The organism is Haliea sp. E17 (assembly GCF_048323675.1).
In the GTDB taxonomy this organism is placed as follows: domain Bacteria; phylum Pseudomonadota; class Gammaproteobacteria; order Pseudomonadales; family Halieaceae; genus Mangrovimicrobium.
On sequence record NZ_JBLWFK010000001.1, the window covers coordinates 571,627 to 588,104 of the forward strand.

Consider the following 16,478-nt stretch of genomic DNA (forward strand, 5'->3'; position numbering starts at 1 on the left):
GTCAGGCAGTTGCTTCCGGCTTACTCGCCCAGCGCCTGTTCCCAGTTGCCCAGGTCCAGGAACAGGGTTTCACCGGTGGCGTCGTCGACGCCGTCGTTGTCGGTGGAGATGAAGAACCGGCCGTCGCTGGTGACCGCCATGCCTTCGAGTTTCTCCGCAGTCCAGATGCTGGCCGCTTCGAGGTCGGGAAGCACATCGCGCAGCAGGGTTTTCCCGATGGTGGCCGGTAAGGGCGCGCCATCTACGTAGGGCGCGAAGGGCGCCGTTGCCAGGTCGATGCCGTAGATGGCTTTCAGTTCGGCATTGGGAGGGGTACTGCTGCCCCAGCCCTTGTCCCGCTCGACCACCGCGAAGCTGCCGTCGGGCAGCAGGGTCAGCTCGGAAAGGCCGATCCAGCCGCCGTTGCCCTCGGCTTCCAGCGGGTAGTGGACGAAGGTCCATTCACCGGTAGCGACCTCGTAGCGGCCGATCTTGGTGTTCACCGTGTCGGTATCACCCTCGTCCGGCCAGGCGCGCTGGATGGCGATATAGATCACTTCGGCACCCGCTGCGCCGGTTACCGCTATACCCTCGATGCCGTTGCTGCGGCGCTCATCCTCCAGGAGAGCTGGCAGCGGAATTTCCTGCTGGACCACACCGTCGGTGCCCACCTTCAGGACCATGTTGGGGCGGCTTCCGGCATTGCCTTCACTGCCCAGCCAGAATGCGCCGTCGGGGCCCTGGGCGATACCTTCGAGGTCGAGGCTGACGGAAGCATCAGTGACCTGCAGGCGGTCGACAATCTTCGCCGGCTTGCCGCTGACGTCGATGGTGTAGATGAAACCTTCCGCCAGGAATGAGTCGCTGACCGCGTAAACCGTGTCGGGGTCTGACGAGTCGCCGACCATACCGGACAGCGCCACCCAGGGAATCGGCGCGTCGCCGACGGTGACGGACTCGATCATCGGGTAGGCCGGTTCACCGGAACCGGCGCGGAACAGGTTGATCATGGTGGGGATGCCCGCGTCGGCCACGTCAGTTTCCGTGGAGGCCAGGAACAGCTTTTTCGGGCCGATGGCTTTCAGGCCTTCCGGCCCGATGCCTGTGGGCAGGATCTGCAGGGGTTCCGGGTAGCCGCTGCTGACGTCGTAGACCCCGACGGCATTGCAGCGCTCGGAACCGACGAACAGCAGGCTGCGGCTGCCGAACTTGCCGGACTCGATACCTTCCGGCTCACAGCCCTTGTTCTCCGAGCGGCCTTCGTTGTAGTGGCCGGCGGAGGCCAGCCAGTGCTCGAAGGATTCGCCCGATTCGAACTGGACCTCACCGTTCTGGTGGAACAGGGTGAAGCTGCGGCTGCCGCCCTCCATCTCGTTTTCGTCTTCGTAATCGCCCTCGTTGGCGGTGGCGAAGACATCGTTGCTGATCCAGGTCACGGAGTCGGGTTCGCGACGTTTTACCAGGGTGCTGTCGAAATTGATCAGGTCTTCTTCTGCGGAATCGACATTATTGATGGTGGTCGAGCCGGCGCTGAAGTGGCTGATGGTCTGGCCGGACACCATGTCGATCACCGCCAGGTAATTGTTTTCCTGGAAGGTGACAACGGCCTCGTTCTGCTTGTTGATGTCGACGAATTCCGGCTCCAGGTCATCGCCGTTGGGGGCGCTGGCCGCGACCGGCGACAGGTCCGCTTCGCGGATTTTCCATTTGCCCGGGTTGCCCTGCATATCGACGATCAGCAGGGTGCCGGTCGGAAGTTGGGGAAGAAGACCGTCGTTGAGGTCTTCGTCGCGCTCGTTTTCCAGGACGATTGCCGCGCGCAGGCCGTTGGGGGCCAGGGCCAGCGAGTCGGGCTGGCCGCCCAGTTCATACTCGGCGACGATCTTGCGGCTGAAGCGGTTGACCACCACCAGCTTGCCGCTCGGCGCGACGTAGCTGGGAGAGGTATTGACGCCGACCAGCGCGTACTTGCCCGCGACAATCACGCTGGTCGGTTCACCGCCAACGGCGACCACGCCATCGGCTTTCGGCTGGGCCGGGTTGGAAATATCGACAAAGCCGATTTCCTCGTTGGGGGAATCGGTATACACCAGCTGCTTGCCATCGGCGGATGCGTCGGTGATTTCGGCAACGCCGGAACCGTTGCCGGCCATCACATCCAGTGTGCTGAGTTTTTTGAATACGGCTGCGCCGAGCCCGCCCGGGGCTGCCTGTGCACCGAGGCTGAGTACAGCCGCGGAGACCGCGGTGGCCAGGGACAGGGTTTTCAGGGAAAACAGCTTCGAATTTGACAGTTTCATTGTTCCTCCAGAGGGGGAGTGCTTCATGGGTTTGTGTGGCCGAAAGCCATTTTTGTTGTGCGCAAATGCCCTAACACGCTAGGGAGGAGGTGTGACGATTTTGTGAAGGCAGTGTGAATATATTTGCCGGAGGGGGGTGGCGCCGGGTTTATGGATAGCTGGATCGGCCAGCGTGCTGTGCCCCTGCGCAAACAAAAACACCCGCCGGAGCGGGTGTTTGTGGCAAGTGCTTGAGTGGGTTATGGGCTATTTACTGTACAGGCAGTCGACAATGCCTGTCGTGTTGCCCACCGGTGCCTTTTTGGCGGTTTCAAACAGGCATTGCGCGTCGTTGTTATCCAGTCGCGGCCCGCCCATGTATTTTTTGCCGTAGGCGGGACCGTAACTATTGACCGATATCACCGGGCCTGTGCCGAGATCGACAGCCTGCGACTGGCTCCAGGGCCCGCCCGAGGCGCCGCCGGACATGCCGCAATTGGGCAATAGCAGTCCGTCGTAACTGCTGCCGGTGACCGGTTCCCCGCAGTACATGAAGTTGGGGTCGTCACTGTAGGAATAGCCCAGGGCGCGGGTGTAGGTGTTCAGGGTCGCGCCGGCGAAGGAGACCTCCATCGGGGTGATGATTTTATCCATCGCGACGTCGCGACCGTCGTTGGAAAAGTACAGGGGATCTGTATTGGTCCCCATGGCGTAGAAGCCGTAATCCCAAGGAATGTTTGCCGGGAATACCGCAGCATCCCAGTCCTTGCTGACCACGCCGAAATCCGCCACCCAGCAGCCTTCGGGGTCGTTGGCGCAGTTGAAATCCGTCCCGGCGCCGCTGGTGCCGGCCTGGTTCGGGATGAAGATGGCGGACCTGGCGAAGGCTTTGGCGACGTCGTCGTAAACGCAGTGGGCAGCGGTGAGGATAATACTGCGGTCGCTGCTGGTTTCGCCATCGTTGACCAGGGTGCCGGAGCAGACGTAGTAGTCTGTGCCCATGACGAACAGGATGCGCCCCGCGGCGGTCTGCACCGTGCCGCCATTGGTCCACTGGGCGTTGACGACATTGTCAAAACCGGAGCCGCCGCTGCCGCCACCGGGTTTGCCACCGCCCTTGCCGCCACCACCGCCCCCTCCCCCGCCTTTGGCCAGGGGTTCCGGCAGGGCGGGTTTGGAGTGGCCGTAGGGGGTCAGTTTGCCGCCCTTGCCGCGCAGGTAGGCCAGGCCGCGCCCGTCCAGGACCAGGTCCCGTGGCTGGGCGGCGGCGATGCGGCTTGCGGTCCAGAAGGCTTTCACGGCTGCCACTTCCCTGGCGCGATCAGCAGCTTGTGGCGCCTGGGCAAATGCGCTGACCGGTAGGGTAACGGCAATGACGCCGGCGATGAGGGTTCTCAGGTAGGGGGTGCTCATATGTTTGTCTCCGTCCCGGTTATTATTCTCCATGGATTGCGTACAGGTAGACGCAAGTCCGCCGAAGGGTGCTTCCTGCACTGGCCGGCTACTGTCTTTATTAGCAGATATCCAATATCGCGACAAGCCGGCGAATAATTGCCCGCCGGCGGCGGGAGCCCGTCCCGCTATTCGCCAGGTTGGCGGTGGCGGCTCGCCACCTGCAATTCCGGTCTGGCGAAGCGTCGATTTTCGGGTAAAATCCGCCCTTTTGCGGACCACGAATCATGGGTAGAGCATACCAGAACCGAAAAGACTCCATGGCCAAGACCTCGGACCAGAAGGCCCGGGTCTACAGCAAACATGCGCGCGTCATCTATGTGACGGCAAAGCAGGGCGGCCTCGATCCCGCGGGCAACCTCGCATTGCGCAGCGTCATCGATCGGGCCAAGAAGGACCAGGTGCCCGCGCACGTCATCGAAAAAGCCATCGACAAGGCCAAGGGCGGCGCCGGTGAGGACTTCGCGGTGGCGCGCTACGAGGGCTTCGGCCCCGGCGGCTGCATGGTTATCGTCGACTGCCTGACCGACAACCCGAACCGCACCATTGGCGATGTGCGCCAGTGCTTCACCAAGACCAAGTGCAAACTCGGTACCCCCGGAAGCGTCAGCCACTCGTTTGACCACTGCGCCATCTTCGTCTTCGCCGGCGACGACGAAGAGGCGGTACTCGAAGCGCTGATGCTGGCGGATGTGGAAGTGGAAGACATCGAGTCCGGCGCTGGCAACATCACGGTATTCACCCCACCCACCGAATTTGCCAAGGCGCGCAGCGCACTCAACGAGGCCTTCGGGGATATCGATTTCGAGATCGAGGAAATCCAGTTCGTACCCAAAGAGACTGCCCCGATTTCCGGCGACGACGAGGCCATGTTCGAGAAGTTCCTGGATATGCTCAACGATGTCGAGGATGTCCAGAAGGTGTACCACAACGTTGACGCCTGAGCAGCGCCAGGACGATGCGTCCTGCCCCTGCGGCAGTGGACAGGACTTTGCGGACTGTTGTGGCCCGCGGCTTGCGGGCGATGCACCGGCAGTGACCGCCGAGCAACTGATGCGCTCGCGCTATACCGCCTTCGCCCGCGGCGAGGCCGATTACCTGCTAGCTACCTGGCACCCTGAAACGCGGCCATCGCGCGTCCGGCTGGACCCGGCGCAGCGCTGGATAGGCCTGCGAATCCTGCACACCGATGCCGGTGGAGAGAACGACGAGTCAGGCACCGTGGAGTTTGTCGCCCGGTTCAAGACAGGCGGTAGCGGCTACCGCCTGCAGGAACTGAGCCGCTTCGAGAAAATCGACGGTCGCTGGTACTACCGGGATGGAGATCACCGCTAGAGGACCGTGGGCTCAGGGCCGCCGCACTGCCTCGTACTCGACGCCGGGAATCTGGAAACTCCTGCCCTCTGCGGGTTCGTTGGGCTCCGCGGGGGGTACCTCCTGAAGGATAAACTGCCCCGCTGAACATTTTTTCGTTGCGCTAAGGCAGAGTTTCGCGCAGCTGTTGAATTGCCTTGCCGATGGGTCCCGGGGGCAGCCGGTCTCGCAGCTGCTCCCCGCCTCCTGGCAGCAGGAACCCAGTCGCTCCTTGCTGCAGACCCAGATGTCCTCGTTTTTGTCGTTGCTGCTCCAGCGGCAAAAATCCTCCACGCACTGGTTGAATTCTTCCACGGAGTGCTCCGGCAATGCGCCGCGGAGCTGACTAGCAGCGAGGCTTAAAAATACAGCCAACAGGACAGGAAGGCCTTTGCGTTTTTGCATCGATTACACTCCCGGCAATTGAAACGACCAGTATAGGTGATCTGGCCGATTCCGCTTGTATTGGGCGAGTTGCTCCACAACATACACCTCGCCCATCCCGAAGTGGCACTGGTAATGTGCCAGGCGTCCCCCGCATTTACCCCGCCCGTATCAGTTGGCAAGTGACTGATTGGCATTTCCTCGTATTTCTCCGGCTCAGAAACCACACGTGCAACATTTCTGGTCTATAAAACAATAACTGGAAATGCAGCAAGGAGGCTCCAATGATAAATCCAGTGATCGTCCTGCCGGGTATTACCGGCAGCACCCTTATGGACAGCTACCCCCTCGATCCCGAACTTCTCTGGAACGGCAGTAGCAAAAAGAACTTCGACCGGATCAGCCTGCACCCGGACAATCTCCTCTACGAAGCGCGCGAACCCGCCCGTGTGACCAGTACACGGGTCGTGGGGCTGATATATGACGAACTGGTCGCCGCGTTGCGACATGAATTGACGCTCAAGCCGGATAAACCCACCCCGGTATACCAGTTTCCCTATGACTGGCGGCAGCCGCTTGCACACTGCGTGCAATTGCTCGATGCGTTTGTCGAGGAGGTAATAGAGCGGACAAAACTGCTGCGTCACTATGATCGCGACGGCTATGCAGATGACCCCAAGGTCAACCTCGTGGGCCACTCCATGGGCGGTCTCATCATGGCCGGCTATATTGCGCATTGCATAGATGCGGGTAAACCCGCCCGGGTCGGCAAGGTCGCCACGCTGGGGACTCCCTTTCTCGGCTCCCACGAAGCCGTCGTCAAGGTGACGCGGGGTGGTGACAACCTCAACGGGGAGACCTCTCCCATCCGCGAGCGTGAATCGGCTCGGGTGACCCCGAGTATTTATCACCTGGTCCCGTCCTATAAAGGCGCGGCTGCGGCTTCCGGAAGCAATGTGGACCTCTTCGATTCCAGCAACTGGCAAAGGTCCGTGGTGCAGAGTATCAGCGAATACATACGGATGTACGGACAGGGAAAATCCTCTGAACGCAAGGAGAACGCCGAAGCGCTATTTGAGCAGTTTCTGCGTGGTGCCGGGAGTTTTCTCAAACGCCAGAAAACCCTCGACCTGTCCGGGGCCGGTCTTTCCCAGAAGGACTGGCTGTGTATCGTGGGCATCGACGCGAAGACGCGCATTCGAACCGAGGTCGAATTCCTGTCTGGCGACCGGATTCATTTTGACCTCAATGATGATCGCGACGTCATAAACCTGTATGACAAAGAGGGGGCTTCGGTTGCGCAAAGGGTGCTTACCGGTGACAGCACGGTGCCGTATCTCGGCGCGAAACCACCGTTCCTGGACGCCAGGCACCTGGTTTGTGTTTCACGAGCGGATTTTGGTGCGCTTGAAATCGTGGACCGGGGCCTGAGCCTGGCCACCGGCCTGCACGCGAGCCTGCCACTCATGAACAATGCCCAGCGCCTGGTCGCCTGTCACTTGCTTGGCAAGAAGCGCAAGGACTTCGTTGGTCGCCCCGGACCCGACGTCAAAGCCGAGGAGTGGGACCCGCCGTGGAATTAGCGGCGTAGCCCCGGTCGGTCGATGCCCCGGCTGCTCAGGGATCAGTCGAACCTGGCTGCGACTGGTGGAATTCGCACATCAGGCGGATGCTCTCGGCAGGAATGGCGAGTTTCTGCAGCAGGTAGTCGCGGAAGGGCGCGGGGTAGTCGAGCTCCAGCAGGCTTTGTGCCATACAGTGAAGCCAGGCGTCCCTGCTGCTTTGATCTACCGGCAGGTGTGCATGTGCCTTCGGGATACTGATCGAACCGTAGTGCCGGGCATACAGCTTGGGGCCGCCCATCCAGCCGGAGAGAAAAAATACCAGCTTCTGGCGCGACTCGGTCAAATCCTCCGGGTGCATGGCGCGCAGGGCAGCGGCCTCGGGCAACCTCTCCATGTTGTCATAGAAACGATTGACCAGCCGGGTAATGCCGTCCAGGCCGCCGGCCGCCTGGTAGGTGGCATCGCCGGTCCCGTAGGCAGGTGCTTCCCCAGTGGAAGAGGCGTTGCTGGAAGGGTACTCGGTCAAAGTTGTTGTCCACCTTGGCAGGATTTTGTCGAAACTTCCGGTTGATTGTAATTCACAATTCAGGACTGGATGCGCAAGCCGCGAAATATACTGCAGCGTTCAAACACCTCCAGCGTGGGCGCCACTGACTTGTGGTGGCAGTACTTGGCAACCAGTTTGGTGAGCCCCTTGATATCCCTGCCACTGGCCTCCGGGAAAAGATCCGCCAGGGTGTCGAGCAGGACAGCGGCAATATCCAGGCCGAACTGTTCTGTCATGACAGCCCATATTCTGCGGCGATCCTCCCGATCCGGGACTGCATACCTGATCACTGCGATGCAGCGCGATACAATCGCTTCGTCGATATCATCGGTGCGATTGGTGGTCAGGAACAGCAGGCCGTTGAAATACTCCAGTACGCGCAGGAACACGCCGACGACCGCGTTGGCAGCCAGGTTGTCATCGCGGCGCTTGATATAGACATCCGCCTCGTCGATCAACATGACCGCCCCCCACCGCTGTGCCCGTGTCAGCGTGTCCTTGAGCGCTTTTTCCATCTCGGCGACATTCAGACCCAGTTGTCCCGAATGGACGCGGTACAGGGGACGCTGGATGATTTCCGCATAGACCTCTGCGGTCAGGGTTTTGCCCACACCGGCGGGGCCGCAGCACAACACCGTGGTGCCGCCGGACTTGCCTTCGACGATGTCATCCATCAGGACATCCATCTCCGCTGTCAGGATGTCGATCAGGTCGGTCTGCTCGGGCGGCAATATCAACTTTTGCTTGAGTTCGGGCTGGTACTCATAGGGCTCGATATCATCGACATGCACCCACAGGTGGTGATGTAGCTCCAGGTGAAACATCAGCATATAGCCGTGTACCGGCAGGCGCGTGAAGAGGGTGTCGGGGATGCCGTCAACCAGCGCCTCCGCTGCCTTTTCGACCTGCTCGTCATAATTGACACTGCGGCCGGCCTTGCGCAGGTACTTGCTGAGGATATTGCCGGTGGCGTCGAGCGTCAGCGCACGATCACCGATAATGTCCTCGTCGTTGACCAGCCGCGCGGGACTGCCGCTGGACGACAGCACCACGCGACTTTTCCGCGACCAGTCGGTATTGCGGTGGGAGGCGGTGGGGTCCTCGGCGAAAATGCCTGTGCCCCGCCCGGAAAACTGGCGGCCATAGTCCGCGCGCCACTGGTAATAGCGCTGCACCGAGCGCTCGTAGGCGTCCATGAGTTCCGCGGTTTCCCGGAAGAAGCCGCGATCGGCGAAAATCTGGGCGATGGTCTTGCCGGCGATGTCCCGTTCGCGAATGGTTATTGTCTGGTTGACGATCCTGGCCATGGCATTGGCCTGCAGTTCCATGAGAATACGCCCGGTCTCCTCTTCGCCGGCCGGGGAGTAGTCGATGCGCGAGACCAGGAAGGCGATCGGCTTGCCGGTGACATTGGCCTGGAACAGCCAGCCACAGATTGCGTCCCGCAACAGATACTCGGTGATCCCCGTTACCAGGTATTCCAGTTCGCCTTCCTGCCAGACCCTGAGTTCTTCGTCGAGTGCGCGTTTCAGCGTGGATATCTGTGCCGCGCGGCCCTGCATCCTGGCGCCCGCCTGCTGGTAGAGGTCACTGAGAAAGCCGAGTTGGGAAATGGACAGTTGATGGCTGTGAATCTCTGCCCGATTACCGAATTTCAGTTGATCGGTATACGGCGATAAATCCGGATAGCGCTCCGCCATCGCTTCGACAAACTGCTTTTCGACCAGTAATTTCATGGCGTACGGCCGCTCCCGTATTGAGTGAAATGCCGGTTTTGCCTGTACTCAACGGCAGCGCTTGACACTGCCGGTGAGTACAGGCTGGTATGTCATACGCGCAACAGCGCTTTTACCAGGCGTTCAGACAACTGGTCTTCCGTGAACTGGGGTTCGTTGGGTGGATAGAGGCTATCCTCTTCCAATTTGAAGCCATGCTCTTCGGCCAGTGAGAACATTTCTTTCAGTTTCTGGCAGGATTTCAACTGTTCGCCCAGTGCCGCGTCGGACTTCGCCTTGGCGGCAAACGCTGAGATTTGCTCAATCGACATTTTCGTCTCTCTCGTGATTTGGAATGTTATTACCCGGAAATCGCTATTCCGGGTGCCCAATGTCGCAATAGCAATTCACGGGCCAGCCGTGGTTTTCACTCTTTCTTAAAAAAATCCCTAATAATCAATAAGCTGAAGATTCCCTCGGGGTGAGCGCACAGTCGGTCGTGTCTTGAATGTGACAAAGGCGACATCCTGACGACTACCGCGTGCCTGTCTGCGGGCTTTCCCCTATCCAGTCAGTCCTCCGGGTTCAGGTAAAGCTGAGCTCCGCCAGACAGGCATTTTCCCGGACATTATGCAGGGCGTTGTCGAACAGCATCTCGGTGTCAAACAGTATGCTTTTGGCCACGACCTGCCCGTCACTATCCTTGATCATGAAAAAAAATTCCCCGCCGGGTGTTTTACCCTTTGCGATCTGCTGGCTCATCAGGGAGCCGACACGAACTTCCTGGATGGCCTTCTCCAACAGGGATTTATTTTCAAATTCCGGGCTGACCAGGACACTTTCGCCCTGGCCATTGAGGTAGTTGAATTGGTAAAAGCCGTCATCGGCGGTTGTGATGCGAAACGTAGCTGCCATGTTCTTTCTCCTCCGAGTGAAAACGCAGATGAAAGCCGCGAAAGCCGCAGCCGGCTCTCAGACCGTAACAGGTCCTCTGCAAACAACGCGCCACGGATTTTTCCTTTAAAAGCGCAAAATTTCTGGATTTATGGCGAAAATTTGTCGGGAATCCAACATTTTCCTGTCAGCTTTGAATCCCGCAGCAAACGCTGTGATTGGCATTTTTGTCGTGATAAAACAGGCGACACCGAAACAGGAGGCAGGCACATTGAACGACAACACAGCATACGATCAGTATTTCCTGAGTTACAGCGGAGCCCGGTTGCCCCTCAATCTGGTCAGCCAGATTGCCCCCGAGGAGGTCAAGAATCGCAATACATATTTCGGCGCAATGCTCGATGAACAAGGCCGTATCTGCTTGATTCATAAGCGAGTCTATGGCGAGATCGAGTTGTCCCACGAGTATCGGTTCGACGCCAACGGCGTGCTCGAATCCGCGGATATCCGCAACGTTGATGACGAGCGACTGGTCATCATTTTTGACAGTGACGGCAATATCCTCGATCAGCGGGAGATTCCTGGCGACTAGCTCTGGGCCTTCCCGCCGTAATGCTCCACCAGCTATCTGAAGCTTGCACGAATATTGCAAAGCCCTGAACTGGAGATGTCAGGCACTTCGTTCTGAAGTCGCCGCCAGTAAGGGGTATGTCCATGGGAGACGAATTCAAACTGCTGAAAGCCCTGGCCACCATCAGCGCTACCAGCTCGGAGTTGGCGGCTGTTAATCAACTGATTACTGCCGAGATAGGCAGCGCGGATTTTCTCGAAGAGTACGATAGCCTGCTGTTCGATATCCTCAATACCTACCGGGGCCTGGAAAGCATTTTGAGGCCCATGGTGAGTGTTTCTTCACCGGAGAAGTTCAGGCAGGATTTCAGCTCCCGCTTCGAGTGGTATGCAAACCACTACCAGGCGGCGCTCAGCGAGGCGAGAATCAATGCTGAACTGACCTTCGAGAAATACCTTCAGTTCCGCAAGCGCCGGGAAGTGGCAACCGGTTTCCCCCTCCTCAAACATGCCTTTTCCCGGCTACACGACTTTGTCGACAAATGGATCGACAACGATATATGGCTCGCGATGACCATCGACACTCTGTTGAAAACCCTGTTCCGCATGCTCGGCGAGCTAAACACGATCCAGTCCAGGGACCCCGAAGATGCGTTCGCGCTCTACACATCGTATATGGCAGGCGTGTTGTCCTACCTGGACCTGATTCACCAGAACCTTGGCCAGATCGAGGCTACCCGACTGCCTGTCAAGCAAACCCTCTCAATGACCTGTTAAAGGAGATATTCCATGTTTGAGCACAAACTCCTGAATGGAGAAACCTGTCGCATGCTGGACATGCCCGGCGCTATCGTGAAAGCGGAAGTGCTTGAAATACGCGAACCGAAAAACAACAACGCACTCGACAAGGTCTGCCGCTACCAGTACGGCGTCGTCGATGAGGTACTGGTTGAGCGCTACCTGCCTTCCGAATCCACTGGCGATTGCTGGAGTCACGATAGTGTCGCCGCGCCGTGGTGGAACGTGGTTGGTCATCCCCCCCATGGCGGTATCGTCGCCGATTACAACAAATACCTTGGCGGGGCCTATCTGCGTACCCTCGATCCAGCCAACAACGTTGTCGCATATGCCGAGGCCGGGGAACCGGTAATCTTCGATGGCAGTAATTACAGCGTCACCCGCCAGAGTGATAGCGCCGAACTCAGTAGCAGGCGGATGTTGGAACTGCGCAGGCATTACTACGCCTGACCTACTGCGAGTGTTGCGCGACTGCTGCCAGCCCCGCGTAACGAGCCATGGAATGGCCCCGCAGTGACGGGTGTCCGGTATCGATCCTGAGCGTGGTGGTGTTGTCGGGGGTCCTCAGGTATTGCCGCGCAGGCAGCCGGTCCCCCGCACTTTCCAGGGTCAGCTCTATAATCGTCGGGGGATAATCGCTGTCGGGTACCGGATCGGTCCCGGCGATGGCGAACAGTGCGGTCGTCAGCAGCGCCAGCAGTACCAGGGGTCGGCGCCGCCAGGAATCAGCATTTTCCATTATGCCCCGGTGGGGATGACGTGATGGTCTGGGTGGACATAAAGATGACGGGTCGTAAATCCGGAAGGACCCTGGAGACACAGCTTATCGAAGTGTTTAAGTTTGCGGATGACAAGCTGATCGAGATTCGCCCCTTCTATTTCGACACAGACGCGATTAAAAGCATCTTGTAGGTGCCAATCAACATGTGAGCTTATCCGTTGGTGCTGCTGGATTTGTTGTCCATGTTTAACATGGCGCATCGTAATCAATTGACGGCTTCCATCCGGATAGTGTGGTCGACCTCCCGTAAGAGCTTGCCTGCTTCGTTCACATCGATAAAGGTAGCCTGGCGCAATACCGGGTCGGTGAGATAGCAGGTTCGTGTTGAATTGCATCCGCGTGTTTTATGTAGCGACGCAATAGCATGCGAATACCCGCCAGTAGTACCTGTGGCCGCTTTTTTTGAATAGTGTGTACCGCATATCGGAAGCGTTGTGCAAGCCATATGGTTTAGTGAATCCCGGGCGCCAGGCAGGAAGACAAATTCACTAGCGGGAAGGTTCCTGTTTTTCACAGTTCCTCTTTAAGCATATTGCCGAGTGTTTGCTGGAATTGCTCGATCACCGAATCAGGAACCTCGAAAGCGACAGCGTCCTGGGCCGTCACTTCGCGGCTGTAGTTGAGGTCGTTTTCATAGAACAGTCGACGAAGTTGTCCTGAAAGGATTTCGTCGCGAAATACGATGGCGTTTTCACTGTTGAGCCTTTCGCTGCGCGGGTCCAGGTTGTAGGACCCCACCAGACTGATGGCGCCGTCGAATATTGCGAACTTGGAGTGCATGGTGCCCTGGCTGGGGCTCTGCTCATCCACTGCCTGCCCTGTCCATTCCCAGATACGTACGCCGGCGTCTGCGTTCGGACAGGCCGTGACCTCGGGAGCGTCATTGATAGACAAGATGTCCTTGTAGTATCCACGGCCAACCAGGCTGATCTGTGGATGGTTATTGGCTTCCGGACTGTTGGTGATCAGCCTGACAGACACGCAGCGCTGCGCCGCGGCTTTAATTGCAGTCGACAGTGCCGGGGTTGGTACGAAATAGGCATTGGCGATAAGGATTTCACGCTCTGCTTGGTGGAACAGTTTCTGGTAGCTTTGCAGTAGATAGGTTTCCTCAAGGCGCGGTCTGTTTTGCAGGAAGCGGCAGGTTGCAGGGCGGAATTCCATTGCGGGCTGGCGTCCTTCGAGTTGTGCGACATAGCCGGCAATGGCGGGATCGGTGGTGTAGTTGATGGGCAGTTTGCCGGTGGTATCCATCACGTTTCGTGTCGCGTCCCAGTACAGATTGGTATTGAATATGCCCCGGCTTTCCTTGATCGCGATAAAGAAATCAAAATTCCGGTCGAAAGCCGCGACCAGGTCGTTCACAACCTTACCACGCACCACGACGTCCTGGTCGCGCCAGTTCATGGCTGGATTGTTCGGGTCTGCCCGAAAATATTCATTGCCAATATTCAATCCACCAGTGACCGCCACACCGTGTTCCGTCTCTCCGTCGATGATCCACATCTTCTCGTGGTAGCGCTTGTCAGGATTTGTGAGATCATTGTGCGGCGTAAGCAAGGGCACAGGGACCTCGTTCAACCACTGCAGGGCCATCGCCTCGTAGCCCTCCACCTCGATGCCGTTCTGTTTGAGGTCGAAGAACATCCACTGGGTCTGTAGCCAGGGATTGGAGAACGCATCGACAATCACCCGTACATCCAGACCCTCGGCGCGTTTTTGTTTGAGCACTTCGGCAATGCGTACCCCCGACTCATCGCCCCTGAAGATCAGCGTCTGGATTCGGATCGACTTTTTCGCATTCTTGAGAACCGCCATGCGTGCGGCGAATGAATCACCACCGTTGCTGATAACCGCGACTTCGCACTCCCGGGGATTGCGAACCGGGAACAAGCCGCTGAGCCCGACATCGGCGAAGGGGCTTCCGGCATAGGTGCTTTCAGGGTCTAGTACTGGTGACGCTACGTCAGTGTGTTCTGCCGCGGTCTCTGCGACGTCCGGCGCCTGCGACACGGCGGCGCAACCAGTTAATAGAGTCACAGCAAATAGGAGCAGTAGGGCGCTACGAGGTTTCATTTCCGTTCTCGCCTGGGATTGCCTGTGTCTGATGGCTGCCAGCATAACCCATTGGTGGATTCCGTAAAATCCGGGGATTGAATCGCCACCGCTTATCTAGACACCAGTCAGCCGTTGTTGGTGACACCGCTCATGCTCCACCGGCGATAGCTGCTCGTTACAACTGTGGCGCCGTCTTTCGTTGATGAACCACTCGGTGTATTCAAATCTATTCGCGCTGGCGTCGCCCGGGTGTTGTAGGTTTTTTTATCCTCTGGCGCTTGAGTAACTGTGGGAATCTCCCGGCCACGGCATTGTCATGGCAGTTGCCACAGCGACTGGTGCTTCCTTCAAGGCCATGCGCTTTCAGGAATGACGTCCAGCCCTGGCTGGTGTATTGGCTGCACCGATTCGAGAGCACCACCACCTCCCCCGTCGGCTCTCGGTGCCAGACCGCAATGCTATTCGAGCTACTCGACACCTGGTTCCCAGCCAGCGCCTCGGGTATACAGGAAGGTCCCATAAAGTCTGCCGGTATAGTCTTTATAAGCGTCTGAAATATATGGGGAATGGTCCGCCTGGCAGGAGTCGGACCTGCGACCTGCCGCTTGGGAGTACCTCTGAGAGGGGCTGTTTCGGTGCAAATTAACACTACTTTGTTTAAGTGATAAACCTTGCACCACTAAGAACAATTAACCATATAAATTGCGGGATGTTTTGATCTCAATCAATCCACGCCCTGGTCGTTCGTTGCTATTCTGGAAACAGGACATCGATGCAGGAGTCTATTCAATGACTCGCGCAACCATAAGACTCCTATTCATTATCTCAAGCCTGGTGTTATCAGGCTGCAAACTGGCCCTAATTGTTGTCGAAGGCGGAGAGGTGAGGTCGGCTCGCTCTGGCACTTGCGTTGCTGGGCTCGTTTGTATGGTTGATGTAACTGATACAGGATTTTCCGACGAATTCAGAGCGGTACCTGATGAGGGGTGGTATTTCCACAAATGGAATTCAGGCGAGAGATTCTTTTGCGGAAACTCTGCCGATCCGGAGTGCATTCTACACTTTTCTGATTTTCCTGATATTGAGAATAACGTTTATATAAAAAAGTTGGTCAGCTCTTCGGAAGTCTTCTATCTCATGCCTGTATTCAAGCAGACACCACCCGAGATATCAGTACCCGACAATCGGCCTGTCAGGGTCAATGGACAAGAATGGTTACAACCGCAGAATTTTGTTAACTATTCTTACAATACGATAAGCACAGTCTGTCCCGACAAATTGTGCTCCGGTACTTTGCCAGGCAGCACTATTGATCTGTCCGGATATACCTGGGCCTCCAGTGATGATGTTCAGTCACTCTTCGACTTCTATGAATCTGCAGGTCGATATATCCTCGGGGACTTTGTTTATACCAAGGCAGAAACCGATTCAGAGCTTGGTCAAGTTGTAAACCTCAACTTAATTGCGCTGTTGAGTGACGGTCCGTCCGATGTATATGGGGTATACATTGCCATGGCGTATGACGGTCAACCCTTTGCGGCAAGCAATGAGGAGTTGAGTATAGGGGCCAATCCTTTCATTAGGGAATCGGACCATGATGACGATTATGGAGCATGGTTTTTCCGAGCTGTAGAATAGGAAATGCTTCAGCTTGATGGCGGAGGCGGTCTTTCGATAGAGCCTTGAGAAAGGGCCCCGGTATAGACGAAGAGGGCAGCGGTCATCGCCTGTATGCAGGGACGAAGATCGGCGTTCATTCATCTGTTTTTGAGGTGATCAGTTCAATGGAGAATGCAGATGTGCCACGCAGGAACCATTCAGGCATGCCCAGGCTGGAGATGATACGGGTAATGCACCGCGCTGGCAGGGCCAAAGCTTTCCGGCCATCGTGAAATTGCGCCAACGCAGCCTGCGAGACAGGTAAACCCTGCTGAAAATGGCACCCCGGAGACGATTCGAACGTCCGACCTAGCCCTTAGGAGGGGCTTGCTCTATCCAGCTGAGCTACCGGGGCGGAGTAAGGGGGGGAGTATAGCAACAGCGACAACCTTCCCCAAAATGTACATCGCATGAAATTCACCCGCCACTTTTCATACTGAATAG

The 16,478-nt window shown here is 57.5% G+C and carries 16 protein-coding genes, 1 tRNA gene and 1 pseudogene; 7 read left to right on the forward strand and 11 right to left on the reverse strand.

The window, feature by feature from the left end:
* Positions 1-20: 20 nt before the first annotated feature.
* Positions 21-2,279, reverse strand: a complete 2,259-nt coding sequence (locus ACNKU3_RS02515; RefSeq protein WP_418257833.1) for an esterase-like activity of phytase family protein — start codon at positions 2,277-2,279, stop codon at positions 21-23.
* A 246-nt stretch (positions 2,280-2,525) separates the two neighbouring features.
* Positions 2,526-3,671, reverse strand: coding sequence for a trypsin-like serine peptidase (locus tag ACNKU3_RS02520; protein ID WP_418257834.1), 1,146 nt, complete (start codon positions 3,669-3,671; stop codon positions 2,526-2,528).
* 266 nt (positions 3,672-3,937) lie between these two features.
* Between ACNKU3_RS02520 and ACNKU3_RS02525 the strand changes: the two genes are divergently transcribed.
* Both ACNKU3_RS02525 and ACNKU3_RS02530 read left to right on the forward strand, forming a co-directional pair.
* Complete coding sequence (locus ACNKU3_RS02525; RefSeq protein ID WP_418257835.1) at positions 3,938-4,654, forward strand: YebC/PmpR family DNA-binding transcriptional regulator; 717 nt, start codon at positions 3,938-3,940, stop codon at positions 4,652-4,654.
* Complete coding sequence (locus tag ACNKU3_RS02530) at positions 4,644-5,045, forward strand: YchJ family protein (RefSeq protein WP_418257836.1); 402 nt, start codon at positions 4,644-4,646, stop codon at positions 5,043-5,045. The genes ACNKU3_RS02525 and ACNKU3_RS02530 overlap by 11 nt, the downstream gene beginning before the upstream one ends.
* 12 nt (positions 5,046-5,057) lie before the next feature.
* Here the strand turns inward: ACNKU3_RS02530 and ACNKU3_RS02535 are convergent, their stop codons facing one another.
* The gene (locus ACNKU3_RS02535) at positions 5,058-5,378 is read right to left on the reverse strand and encodes a hypothetical protein (protein ID WP_418257837.1); all 321 of its coding nucleotides are present in this window, start codon (positions 5,376-5,378) and stop codon (positions 5,058-5,060) included.
* 353 nt (positions 5,379-5,731) lie between these two features.
* On the opposite strand from ACNKU3_RS02535, the gene ACNKU3_RS02540 reads away from it, so the two are divergent.
* Entirely contained in the window at positions 5,732-7,030 is a 1,299-nt protein-coding gene (locus ACNKU3_RS02540) for an esterase/lipase family protein (protein WP_418257838.1), read from the forward strand.
* Between the two features lie 34 nt (positions 7,031-7,064).
* Here the strand turns inward: ACNKU3_RS02540 and ACNKU3_RS02545 are convergent, their stop codons facing one another.
* The 4 genes from ACNKU3_RS02545 to ACNKU3_RS02560 form a co-directional block, all read right to left on the reverse strand.
* Positions 7,065-7,538, reverse strand: coding sequence for a group II truncated hemoglobin (locus ACNKU3_RS02545; protein WP_418257839.1), 474 nt, complete (start codon positions 7,536-7,538; stop codon positions 7,065-7,067).
* A 59-nt stretch (positions 7,539-7,597) separates the two neighbouring features.
* The gene (locus ACNKU3_RS02550; RefSeq protein ID WP_418257840.1) at positions 7,598-9,295 is read right to left on the reverse strand and encodes an AAA family ATPase; all 1,698 of its coding nucleotides are present in this window, start codon (positions 9,293-9,295) and stop codon (positions 7,598-7,600) included.
* Positions 9,296-9,387: 92 nt separating this feature from the next.
* Positions 9,388-9,606 (reverse strand): Nif11-like leader peptide family natural product precursor, encoded by a 219-nt coding sequence (locus ACNKU3_RS02555; protein WP_418257841.1) that lies wholly within the window; start codon positions 9,604-9,606, stop codon positions 9,388-9,390.
* A gap of 253 nt (positions 9,607-9,859) precedes the next feature.
* A complete protein-coding gene (locus ACNKU3_RS02560; protein WP_418257842.1) occupies positions 9,860-10,189 on the reverse strand; it encodes a DUF1508 domain-containing protein in 330 nt (109 codons plus the stop codon).
* Positions 10,190-10,439: 250 nt separating this feature from the next.
* Here ACNKU3_RS02560 and ACNKU3_RS02565 point away from each other — a divergent pair, with 250 nt between their 5' ends.
* The 3 genes from ACNKU3_RS02565 (at position 10,440) to ACNKU3_RS02575 (ending at position 11,986) form a co-directional block, all read left to right on the forward strand.
* The gene (locus tag ACNKU3_RS02565; protein WP_418257843.1) at positions 10,440-10,760 is read left to right on the forward strand and encodes a DUF6156 family protein; all 321 of its coding nucleotides are present in this window, start codon (positions 10,440-10,442) and stop codon (positions 10,758-10,760) included.
* 122 nt (positions 10,761-10,882) lie between these two features.
* Positions 10,883-11,515, forward strand: a complete 633-nt coding sequence (locus ACNKU3_RS02570; protein WP_418257844.1) for a hypothetical protein — start codon at positions 10,883-10,885, stop codon at positions 11,513-11,515.
* 12 nt (positions 11,516-11,527) lie between these two features.
* Positions 11,528-11,986: a hypothetical protein gene (locus ACNKU3_RS02575; protein WP_418257845.1), complete on the forward strand. Its 459-nt coding sequence runs from the start codon at positions 11,528-11,530 to the stop codon at positions 11,984-11,986.
* Position 11,987: 1 nt separating this feature from the next.
* Here ACNKU3_RS02575 and ACNKU3_RS02580 read toward each other — a convergent pair whose 3' ends face one another.
* The 3 genes and pseudogenes from ACNKU3_RS02580 to ACNKU3_RS02590 form a co-directional block, all read right to left on the reverse strand.
* Positions 11,988-12,275 carry a hypothetical protein gene (locus tag ACNKU3_RS02580; RefSeq protein WP_418257846.1) on the reverse strand — a complete coding sequence of 96 codons (288 nt, stop codon included), beginning with the start codon at positions 12,273-12,275 and terminating at the stop codon, positions 11,988-11,990.
* Between the two features lie 552 nt (positions 12,276-12,827).
* Positions 12,828-14,393 (reverse strand): phospholipase D-like domain-containing protein, encoded by a 1,566-nt coding sequence (locus ACNKU3_RS02585; RefSeq protein ID WP_418257847.1) that lies wholly within the window; start codon positions 14,391-14,393, stop codon positions 12,828-12,830.
* Positions 14,394-14,489: 96 nt separating this feature from the next.
* Positions 14,490-14,832 (reverse strand): annotated as a pseudogene (locus ACNKU3_RS02590) (IS3 family transposase); the annotation flags it as partial.
* A gap of 332 nt (positions 14,833-15,164) precedes the next feature.
* Between ACNKU3_RS02590 and ACNKU3_RS02595 the strand changes: the two are divergent.
* Positions 15,165-16,013, forward strand: coding sequence for a hypothetical protein (locus ACNKU3_RS02595; RefSeq protein WP_418257848.1), 849 nt, complete (start codon positions 15,165-15,167; stop codon positions 16,011-16,013).
* Between the two features lie 299 nt (positions 16,014-16,312).
* Here the strand turns inward: ACNKU3_RS02595 and ACNKU3_RS02600 are convergent.
* Positions 16,313-16,389: transfer RNA gene (locus ACNKU3_RS02600), tRNA-Arg, on the reverse strand.
* Between the last annotated feature and the right edge of the window lie 89 nt (positions 16,390-16,478).